Below are 9,568 nucleotides of genomic sequence, written 5' to 3' on the forward strand. Positions count from 1 at the left end.
GTGTCAGGTGATGACGCCATGTCGATTCTTTTGAGACATCTGAGGTCGGCTTACTCCTTTCCCGCTCCGTGATGTTGAACTGGGGGGATTGTGCCGGGTTTAGGTTCCGTTGAAAATAACCCCTCTCCGGAACCGGTTACGCATCAACCTCGACATTAAAATACATGCTTGATACGAATCTGAGATCACAACACGTATATTTCATGCGCCTCCCTGACCACTATCGTCCGGAGAGCCGCATCAGGACTGTGGGATACAAGTTGAAAATTTCTAAAAATCTCTAAATCGAAAAATAACAACAATAGGAATTATGCAAAAACCAAGCGTTCTCAACACTGAGATACTGAAATACTGAGAAAAGATCGGAGTAATCAGTTCCATGACATATCGGTTAAAGATTTTTTAGAAATCCAGTATGACAAATAAAAAAACCAGAGATTAGCTCTGGTTTTTTTGTATTCATCTGTCCATGAATAATTAATGTCAGTTCTATGCCGGCAATTAATGCGGATATTTAATCGTCATTTCCTTCAAGAGGTTATCGGCATGATCAATTTCTTTCATCACCCATAGCATATAGCGAATATCGACATGAATAGCTCGGGTAATCGCACTGTCGAAATACCAGTCTTTGGTAATTGATTCGTAAGTTGAATCGAAATTTAAACCGATCAGTTCGCCATGTTTATTCATGACCGCAGAGCCGGAATTACCTCCCGTCGTATCAGCACTGGACAAAAAGTTGACTGGTACCGTACCAAGCACTTTATCGCGGAATACCCCATAACGTTTTTCCCTGACCGCATCTTGCACCGCTTGTGGCACGATGAATGGTTCTTTACCGGTATTTTTCTCAATCACACCTTCAACTGTCGTAAACGGACCTTTACTGATGCCGTCACGCGGCGAGTAAGGTGCTACCGTACCAAACGTAACACGCAGCGTTGAATTGGCATCGGGATATACCGGCTTTCCCTGGGTCTTTTTGAAATTAATAAAAGCTTGCATGTAGCGCGGGATAATGCGCTCCAGATTGCCATCAATGTCTTTACGGCGTTTTTCCATTGCGTCACCGATCTGGTACACATTCACAGCCAGCTTTAAGAAAGCATCATCGGATTGCACAATACTGTCGACATCTTTGTCTAGCCATGCTAAACGTTGTGTTGTGGTTGCAAGCCGGGTCTGCGCGTAGATCGCGGCAATCGCGTCTGTGGTCGGCAACAAGGCGTCTAAGCCCGCAGGATGTACCTCTGCCGGCAATTGCTGATAACGCTGCAGCGCCGCTTGCCAGCGCGCCTGATCAACGCTGCTGACAAAGGATTGTTCCAGCCGTGACAAGCGTGCTTTGAGAAACGGTACATCACGATCCTGATAACCGGATTCACGCTCAGCATCCGGCTTTTTGCGCTCCAGTGCGAGACGATACAGACTGCGGGCACTGCGGAATAAATCGCTATGCAGGGCGACATTCATGGCGAATTCCTGCTCGCTCAGGCTGGTATCGGAAGCGATTACGGCATCGAGTTCAGCCAACAAATTTTTATCTCCGGCTTCGCTGTGGTCAGCAAACCAGTGACGGAACTCTGCATCCTGAACGTCCTTGATTGCAGCGATATCTTTGCGACTAAATCCATCCAACAAACCCTGCGTTTTTTTCATACCGTTGTTGATGCTTTTTGCGACGCTCGCATAGCGTACGACAGATTCAGAATTATCCTGAGTTGCTTTGGCGATGATAGCCAGGTCGGCCTGTGATTCAGCGACACGGCGCGGATAACTGATGTCACGTGCCGAGCGAATTTCTGTCGGCAATTTATAGCGGCTGGTACGTCCCGGATAACCTGCCAACAGGATTGGATCGCCATTTTTGATACCCTCGGCAGACACCACAAGAAAATCTTTTGATTGATAAGGAACATTGTCCGGGGATGGGTCCGCAGGACGTCCGTCTTTACCGACATAGGCGCGCAAAAATGAGAAGTCGCCGGTGTGGCGCGGCCATTCGAAGTTATCGATGTCACCGCCAAAATTACCGATTTTATCGGAAGGGGCATAGACCAAGCGGACATCACGGATCATTAATTGACGGATACGATAATATTCGAGGCCGCGATGAAAACTGGGCACAGAGCAGCGATAAGCTTTGTCTTGTTCGCATTCTGCGATGAGGCTTTTGATACGATTTTGTATCATCTGATTGCGCTCACGACCAGACAGGCTGGCACTCAAACCACCAACGACTTTTTCGGTAACAGTCTCAACTTTATCGGTCACATAAATTCGTTCACTGGATCCGGCAGGTAATTCTTCAGCGCGTGTTTTTGCCAGAAAGCCATTCGCGATCAGATTACGGGTCGCACTGGAATTACGCTGGACTGCACCGTAAGCACAATGATGATTGGTGACCACCAGGCCGGCATTCGATACGAAAGAAGCAGAACAGCCACCCAGCGAGACCATGGCACTCATCGGGTGCTTGCTGAGATCGGCTAATTTTTCTGCTGGGATAGCAATCCCGATACGCTTCAGCTCATTTTTTAATTGCGGTAATTGATGCGGTTGCCACTGTCCTTCATCGGCATGAGCGGATGGACTTAGGCTCGCAAGAAGGGTCAGTGTCCCCATTGCCAATACGGTGATTGGCAGCATTTTTGTATTTATTCTAGTTAACAAGGCAATTCTCTATCAAAATTTAGTGAAAATTAAATTAAAAAACAATCATGCCAACCGCCACCCAAACTACACTAAGGCAGAGCGACTGTTGGTAGAAATAGAATGGAATGACGAAATAATAAACGATATCAGCATCTCTCTCAGTATCATCATCTATACGAATTTCACTACAAACGTAAATACAAACCCAGGCACGACGAAGCTGAGGCGAGATGGGGCATAAGCACACCGATTTAGTTCGATGTGGCTTAGACTAGAATTATGATAATTTGTTCTGTAGAAAGAAAAATATACCGCGCCCGGCTCTCGGATTCATCAAATGAGAAGCCAATCCACAGAAAATTGCGTCTGAAGTTCTTACAGAACGGGACTGTGAAAATTAAATCTGGATTAACAACCCGGCTATCAGGCTAAGGCACGCAGTACCAGTCCTAATTCGACCTTTGTTTCGGCAATCAGAATCTGGCATTTTTCTAGATCAATCTGGAAATTTTTGAGTGGTACCGGCAAGGCTTGCCAGTTAATGTCATCGAGAGAATCTGTGACAAAATGCCCGTCCAGAAAATCCGCCGTTGCGACCACGTCAATCAAACCTGGTCGTATCGTATGTGGCAACTGGCAGGCTCGATGATCCATAACTGCCGCGCGAATATCCTCGTCGATATCCCAGTTCTCCAGGATCGCCACACCAATCTCCGCGTGCCATTGATCGATAACCTCCCACAAGGCAGCATTCGATACAAATAGTCCCTGATAATGGCGTGCTCTATTGAGGATGTAAAACTTCCCCACATCATGCAGCAAGCCCGCCAGCATCGCTTTGTCCGGACTGGAATTAGGGAGGTGCCGGGAAATTACACCGGACAAAGCCGCTACGCGTAAGCTTCTGGTCCATAAACCATCAAGCTGCTTCGATAGCTGCTCGTTAGCTTTATGTTCTGCGAGCTGTTTCATCCCGACAGAGATCGCGATATTGCGAATTACAGCAAATCCAAGCAGCAAGGTCGCCGCGCGCAGGTCAGCTATTTTTTTACCTGTGCGGTTGTACATCGCAGAATTACTCATTCGCAGAATTTGCGCTGATAACACAGGCTCTGCACTGATGATGCGAACAATCGTATCGATAGGCATATCCGGATGGCTAAGCGCCCGGCGGATTTTCATCGTCGCGTTTAAAGAAGTGGGGAAAATCAATTCTTTTGACGACAATTCTGCAGTTAAACCTTCAATGAACTCAAACTCACTTGTTTTTTCTATCGTAGTCATGAGAGGCATCTGAGATGTTTGATGTGTTAATTACACTAACATATTTCTTTTTCAATAAATGAGTAAATACACAATATTTCACAATCCATCTATGTTCATTTTGTCTCGTTCATTACTTCATCAATTTAATTACCGACTGACCATTCTAAGGTGCAGGAGTGCGCCATTTTTGCTCTATTTTTTGATAAGTGCCATTGCTGCGTATTATTGACAGTCCCTTATCAAGTAGGTTTGCGTAACGCTCAGCATCTGGCTGTTTTTTTGAAAAACTGACATAAAGCTTGTCCTCAACTGCGATCCCTAGCAGTTTGAATTTATCTTTGAATTCGGTTGGATACGTGGCGATCAGATAATCGGCAATTCGTGTGTAGACCAAAGAATAGTCCGATCTCCCTCGTAATAATTTACGGAAATTAGACAGATCGCTGGGAGCGATTTCTCGCACAATTTGTGGATTTTTTTCAACCTCATCCCCATAGGTATAACCATGGGTAAGGCCTACTTTATGACCTGACAGGCTGGCAGCATTCAGGCGGGATTCTGGTTGATCACTTTTGGCATAAATACCGATCATCGCTTTAAAAATCGGCTCTTTGTGAAATAAAAAATCCTGCGTCAGTTTCACATCTTTGAGACTGTCAAAACAGCCTAGCTGCTGTCCTGACTTCACCAGCATTAGACAACGTGCATAAGGCGCTGCAACAAAATTAACTTGCAGGTTGACAGATGCATAAGCCGCTTCAATCACATCGACCGCAAAACCGCGCAACTGACCATTTTTTTGAGCAGAGTAAGGGTACCAGTCATCCTCCCCCATCAGGTTGATAGTCTCTGCACAGGCAATTCCGGTCGTTACAGCAAAGGCAAAAGTAAGTGTTAATGTGACAGATATCAGCCGTGACAAAAAGAGCCTTGCCATCAGCAAGGTCGCCGCCGTGTGTGCAAACTCTGTCGCGCTTGTGCTGATTTCATTTTTTCAGGATTTATCTTGCAATAATAATTCGGTCAATAGAACGGCCTGAATTTTATCTGTATGCATGGCCTGGTTGAGTTCTTTTTTTAAGTCCTGTTGCATCGTAGCAAAGCCTTCGGGAGTACGCAAATCGTCGGCATTCACTTTAGCAAGCGCAATTTGAAAAAATTCATTCAAGACTTTTTTGTTTTCAATAAGCCAGTCCTGATCGTCTGTATCCACCTGAATGGTTACCTGCACCCGTGTCACCTGTCCATCAATATTAACCACGGCTTGGGGCAAAGCCATATAACTCAGGTCTGCCGTATTTGCCGGTGGGCGCTGCATGTGCAGATAAACCAGTACAGATGAAACGATAAAGATGCATAAAATAATTGCTGCAGCATATTGCGAAAAATAATCCTTCTTTTTGACAGCACTTTTTTTAATCGATGACCGTGAGTAATTATTCACAGGGATCGGACTCGCCCTCTCCTTGGGGGGAGCGACGGGCTGGGGCGGTGGTGGCGCAACGTAAGGCGGATCAGGCAATTGGTTCTCTGCTTGCGGAGTGGTGACTGCGGCAAGGTCAAATCCCCACTCATCCAGACTATCGTCAGAAATGGTCGCTTTTTGCATAGTTAGCTCTTCGACTCCTTCGAAATCGATCTTCGAGGTGAGTAAATTCTTTGATCTATCATTCGCTGGCATGAACTTCACTACCCCTGAAAAAAATCTGATGACACTCAATATGACTACTCGAAGGTAGCTACATATTGTAACTAGATCATATTGTTATTTCCACATGGAAATAATAATTGCTCGTAGCACGCTTAATTTTACTAATCCTGAGGAATCTGGCAAAGCTTCGTTACAAACTCGATGTACGCAATCGCCTACGATTCGTTATCATGGCGTCTTTTCGAAAATAACGCTTATTTACAAAGAGTTAGAGAATTACTGATGTCTTCCCAAAGCAGAAACCTCCGCATCGACAATATCAAAGCTGTTTTGATATTTCTGGTCGTGTTCGGACATTTAATTGAGCTCCATATCACTGGGGATCATTTCCTGCGCTCAGTATGGATTTTTATCTACTCTTTTCATATGCCGATGTTTGCACTGGTATCTGGCATGCTCTCAAAAGCATCTCTGGATGATAAGCAAAGCAATCAGTTAGTCAAAAATATTGTGATTCCTTTATTCGTATTTGAAGTTTTATACGAGGGCATAGAATTGTTGCTAAAAGGTAGCCTCAGCGTTTATAGCGGATTGTTTGCGCCGTATTGGATGCTTTGGTATCTGATGAGCCTGCTTTGCTGGCGTCTGATGTTGCCGGTTTTTGCGCGGCTTCAGTTTCCTGTGGTCATTGCGGTTGGTCTATCCCTGCTTGCCAGTTATTCAGAAAGTACCGGCTATTTTTTAAGCATTGCCCGCACCCTCAGCTTCTTCCCGTTCTTTTTACTGGGGTGGAAACTTGGCCCAGCGTTGTTTGACCGTACTAAAAAGCGCGTATTGCTGATCAGTCTGCCAGTCGTTGCAGTAGCAATTATTACGTCATTTTTACTCAAAAGTGATTTCGACTATCGTTGGTTTTACGGAAGTTATTCACTGAATCGTCTGGGTATGGCGAATATGACCGGGACTCTTTATCAAATCGCACAATATCTGGCATCCGGCGTAATCGGTCTGGCATGTTTACACTTGCTGTCACGCAAGAACTGGGGACTGGCAGCAATCGGGCAGCGCTCCATTTACGTATTTTTATGGCACGGCCTAGCCTTGATCGTACTGCAAGAAACCGGCGTTTTGAATGCAATTTTTACGCTGGACAAAGCACTAACCAGCCTCACGGCACTCGCTGTCAGCGCCTTGATTGTGTGGCTTGCTGCACACCCCTGGTGCGAAGCTCTGACACAAAAAGTCTTGCTCAAGCCGTTGTCTTGGCTATTGATCAAGCAATTAAATGGCAACCATCCTACGCCATCCAAAGAAGTTAAAACAGATACGATCGTGGCACCGGTAGAGCCATAAAATCGGAACAGGAAGTTAAGATTATTGATGGACTCAATGGCTGTTTGAAAGAAACTTAGCTACTACAGCAGCCGTCCATTTAGTCCTATTACTCTAGTTACTCCACTAAATAACTTCTACTTAATAAATCAATAAGCGACAGTCATTACTTATTGTGGATGCGCGGCGCGCGCTGACAGTCTTGCGATTGCATCCACATAATCGGCGTATGAAATTTTACTCTTGCCCTCATTATCCGCAGGATTAAACCGGCCCTTCTGTCATAGAAAGCAAGGTACCGATATGCACGCCGGCAGCAAAATGCGGCTTGAAAACGCCCCCAGCTTCCTACTTAGTTTGAATCTTACTAGCGTCAAATTGCTTAGGATTTTTGCCGGTAATTCCTTCGTAGAACGCCTGGATTTGCGTCATGTCCGCCGTAATATCACCGGATAATTCAAACATCCTGCCAATACCTCCGGCCTTCCTTTTAAAGTCGAGATACCCAAGCGCAATCGGCACACCTGCACCTTGTGCAATATAGTAAAACCCCGTCTTCCAGTGCGTGACTTTGCCACGCGTGCCCTCAGGTGGAACGATCACGGTCAAGCGCTGATTCTGTTGAAATGCGTCAACAGTACCCTGCACCAGATTGCCTGAACGCTCGCGGTTCACAGGAATACCACCTAACCAGCGCATGACAGCACCGACAACAGGCGGGAATAAACTTGCTTTACCCATCCAGTACACATTCAGGCGCAAGGCAAAACAAACCATTAAGGTCACAGGAAAATCCCAGTTACTCGTATGTGGTGCCGCGATGAGTACATATTTAGGTGCGGCAGGCGCATTGCCCTCTACCGTCCAACCCATCAAGCGCAAGCACAAAAGAGAAGCCCAGCGCATAAACGTATTAATGACAGGCGTATCGAAAATGGTGTGATGCATGAACTAAGTCTTTGATATTAAAAAGGAAACAGAGAAACTGATGCAAACGGCATTATAGAGAGGAGTGCTTCCCAAGGGAAATATTTCTCGCAACATTTTCCCCGTCTACTCTGTTGCGGAGTAAAGAATTAGTGCTTGTTTGAATTGCCAGCGATATAGCAACCGCGCTGTCAGCGCTCTATCCAGGCAAGAATATCTTGCCACTGAGCGATATCTTTTTCGACACGGGAAGGCGCCACATCCCATAGAGTTGCGCCATGCGCTGCCAGTTGTATATAGTTTTGCGTATCCCTAAGATAAGCCAGCACAGGCAGACCAAGCTGGCCCACATAATGGGCAAGCTGATCAGCGGCACGACTGCGTGCGTTCACTCGCATGCCCAAGACAGCCAGCTGGTAACGCCGGTCATGCTTATTCAGTTTTTTGATGAATTCTTCTGTTGCCAGAATATCGAAAATCGACGGCTGCAATGGGATAACGACTTTATCCGCGATTTTTAAGACTGCATCGAGCTTTTTACCACTAAGGCCGGCGGGAGTATCGAGGACAACGTGGGTTGTACCTTTGGGCGGTTTGGCGATATGTCCATCTTCAATATCCCATGCGCTGATCAAGGGTAAATTGGCAGGACGCAAAGAAAGCCAGGTACGGGATGATTGCTGAATGTCGGTATCGCCGAGCACGACCTTGTGGCCTTGATGCGCAAGATAGCCTGCCAGATTCGTCGCAAACGTACTCTTACCGACGCCGCCCTTGGGATTCACCACTGCGATAACCGACATACCGACTCCTTTAGAAAACCTTCACCTAAGCAGGAACTAATAATGCCATTTGTTGCTGTGAGAGGTAACACCATTCACCTTCTGCCAAGCCTAACGAATCCAGCGTCAATTGTCCAACTGCGGTTCTTTGCAGTGCAGCACAATGATTGCCTGCAGCAGCCAGCATACGTTTGACCTGATGATATTTGCCTTGCTCCAGCACGATTTCTATTTGTGTGTCGGAAATTTGTCTGCAGGTCTGTGCCGCCAATGGTGCAGGCTCATCATGTAACTGTACGCCGGACAATAATTTCTGCACCAGTTCCTCAGTGACGGGTTCGGCTGTCGTAGCGACATAGACCTTAGGAATATGCCGTTTCGGCGAGGATTGTGCATGGATAAATGGCCCATCATCAGACATTAACAACATGCCTGTCGTGTCATGATCGAGGCGGCCAACCGGCTGCACATCACGCCAAGTGAATTGTTCGGGCAATATCGTCAAGACTCCCGGGTGATGGCTGGGCTTACGGGAACATTCAAAATTTGCCGGTTTATTTAAAACGATATAAATATGCTCACGATATTCCCACTCTTCATCAAAGATGTGAAAACTTAACCCCTCGGTTTCAACCGTTGTTTTATAGCTGGACATTACCTCACCGGCGATACTCAGCTCACCATCATCAATCAAATCACGACAATATTTTCGTGTGCCAAATCCCTGCGATTGCAGGAGACGATCTAAAGATATTTTACTCATGGCGGGACTGTAACAGATGCGGCAAAAACTACAAAACTGGAGATACCTATTGAAGCACTCATTATGGACTTCCCCTAATTCAGTAGACATTTAATAATGTCAAAAACTGAGAAGGAAGTACATCATGAGAAAGAGTCGATTCACTGAAGAATTCAAAGCAGAAGCGATTAAACAAGTCACTGAACGTGG

8 protein-coding genes are annotated in these 9,568 nt (G+C 46.0%); 1 reads left to right on the forward strand and 7 read right to left on the reverse strand.

Annotation, left to right across the window (positions count from 1 at the left end):
- Nucleotides 1-501 precede the first annotated feature (501 nt).
- The 4 genes from ACO0LE_RS19955 to ACO0LE_RS19970 all read right to left on the reverse strand — a co-directional run bounded on the left by ACO0LE_RS19955 (nucleotide 502) and on the right by ACO0LE_RS19970 (nucleotide 5,533).
- Nucleotides 502-2,628, reverse strand: a complete 2,127-nt coding sequence (locus ACO0LE_RS19955) for a S46 family peptidase (RefSeq protein WP_422962085.1) — start codon at nucleotides 2,626-2,628, stop codon at nucleotides 502-504.
- A gap of 453 nt (nucleotides 2,629-3,081) precedes the next feature.
- The gene (locus ACO0LE_RS19960) at nucleotides 3,082-3,942 is read right to left on the reverse strand and encodes an HDOD domain-containing protein (protein ID WP_422962078.1); all 861 of its coding nucleotides are present in this window, start codon (nucleotides 3,940-3,942) and stop codon (nucleotides 3,082-3,084) included.
- Nucleotides 3,943-4,087: 145 nt separating this feature from the next.
- Nucleotides 4,088-4,846 carry a substrate-binding periplasmic protein gene (locus tag ACO0LE_RS19965; protein WP_422962079.1) on the reverse strand — a complete coding sequence of 253 codons (759 nt, stop codon included), beginning with the start codon at nucleotides 4,844-4,846 and terminating at the stop codon, nucleotides 4,088-4,090.
- A 72-nt stretch (nucleotides 4,847-4,918) separates the two neighbouring features.
- Nucleotides 4,919-5,533 carry a flagellar basal body-associated FliL family protein gene (locus ACO0LE_RS19970; RefSeq protein ID WP_422962080.1) on the reverse strand — a complete coding sequence of 205 codons (615 nt, stop codon included), beginning with the start codon at nucleotides 5,531-5,533 and terminating at the stop codon, nucleotides 4,919-4,921.
- 324 nt (nucleotides 5,534-5,857) lie between these two features.
- On the opposite strand from ACO0LE_RS19970, the gene ACO0LE_RS19975 reads away from it, so the two are divergent.
- Nucleotides 5,858-6,928: an acyltransferase family protein gene (locus ACO0LE_RS19975; RefSeq protein WP_422962081.1), complete on the forward strand. Its 1,071-nt coding sequence runs from the start codon at nucleotides 5,858-5,860 to the stop codon at nucleotides 6,926-6,928.
- A 327-nt stretch (nucleotides 6,929-7,255) separates the two neighbouring features.
- Here ACO0LE_RS19975 and ACO0LE_RS19980 read toward each other — a convergent pair whose 3' ends face one another.
- The 3 genes from ACO0LE_RS19980 to ACO0LE_RS19990 form a co-directional block, all read right to left on the reverse strand.
- Nucleotides 7,256-7,855, reverse strand: a complete 600-nt coding sequence (locus ACO0LE_RS19980; RefSeq protein ID WP_422962082.1) for a lysophospholipid acyltransferase family protein — start codon at nucleotides 7,853-7,855, stop codon at nucleotides 7,256-7,258.
- A gap of 170 nt (nucleotides 7,856-8,025) precedes the next feature.
- Nucleotides 8,026-8,637, reverse strand: coding sequence for an AAA family ATPase (locus ACO0LE_RS19985; protein WP_422962083.1), 612 nt, complete (start codon nucleotides 8,635-8,637; stop codon nucleotides 8,026-8,028).
- Between the two features lie 25 nt (nucleotides 8,638-8,662).
- Nucleotides 8,663-9,379: a pseudouridine synthase gene (locus ACO0LE_RS19990; RefSeq protein WP_422962084.1), complete on the reverse strand. Its 717-nt coding sequence runs from the start codon at nucleotides 9,377-9,379 to the stop codon at nucleotides 8,663-8,665.
- Nucleotides 9,380-9,568 lie beyond the last annotated feature (189 nt).

Origin of the sequence: Undibacterium sp. Xuan67W (assembly GCF_049340165.1) — a bacterium.
Classification (GTDB): domain Bacteria; phylum Pseudomonadota; class Gammaproteobacteria; order Burkholderiales; family Burkholderiaceae_D; genus Undibacterium.

Excerpts from the sequence above, each read along its gene's own strand:
- ACO0LE_RS19955 (WP_422962085.1), bottom strand. The coding sequence starts at position 2,628 with ATGGGGACACTGACCCTTCTTGCGAGCCTAAGTCCATCCGCTCATGCC.
- ACO0LE_RS19960 (WP_422962078.1), bottom strand. The coding sequence starts at position 3,942 with ATGACTACGATAGAAAAAACAAGTGAGTTTGAGTTCATTGAAGGTTTA.
- ACO0LE_RS19970 (WP_422962080.1), bottom strand. The coding sequence starts at position 5,533 with ATGCAAAAAGCGACCATTTCTGACGATAGTCTGGATGAGTGGGGATTT.
- ACO0LE_RS19975 (WP_422962081.1), top strand. The coding sequence starts at position 5,858 with ATGTCTTCCCAAAGCAGAAACCTCCGCATCGACAATATCAAAGCTGTT.
- ACO0LE_RS19980 (WP_422962082.1), bottom strand. The coding sequence starts at position 7,855 with ATGCATCACACCATTTTCGATACGCCTGTCATTAATACGTTTATGCGC.
- ACO0LE_RS19985 (WP_422962083.1), bottom strand. The coding sequence starts at position 8,637 with ATGTCGGTTATCGCAGTGGTGAATCCCAAGGGCGGCGTCGGTAAGAGT.
- ACO0LE_RS19990 (WP_422962084.1), bottom strand. The coding sequence starts at position 9,379 with ATGAGTAAAATATCTTTAGATCGTCTCCTGCAATCGCAGGGATTTGGC.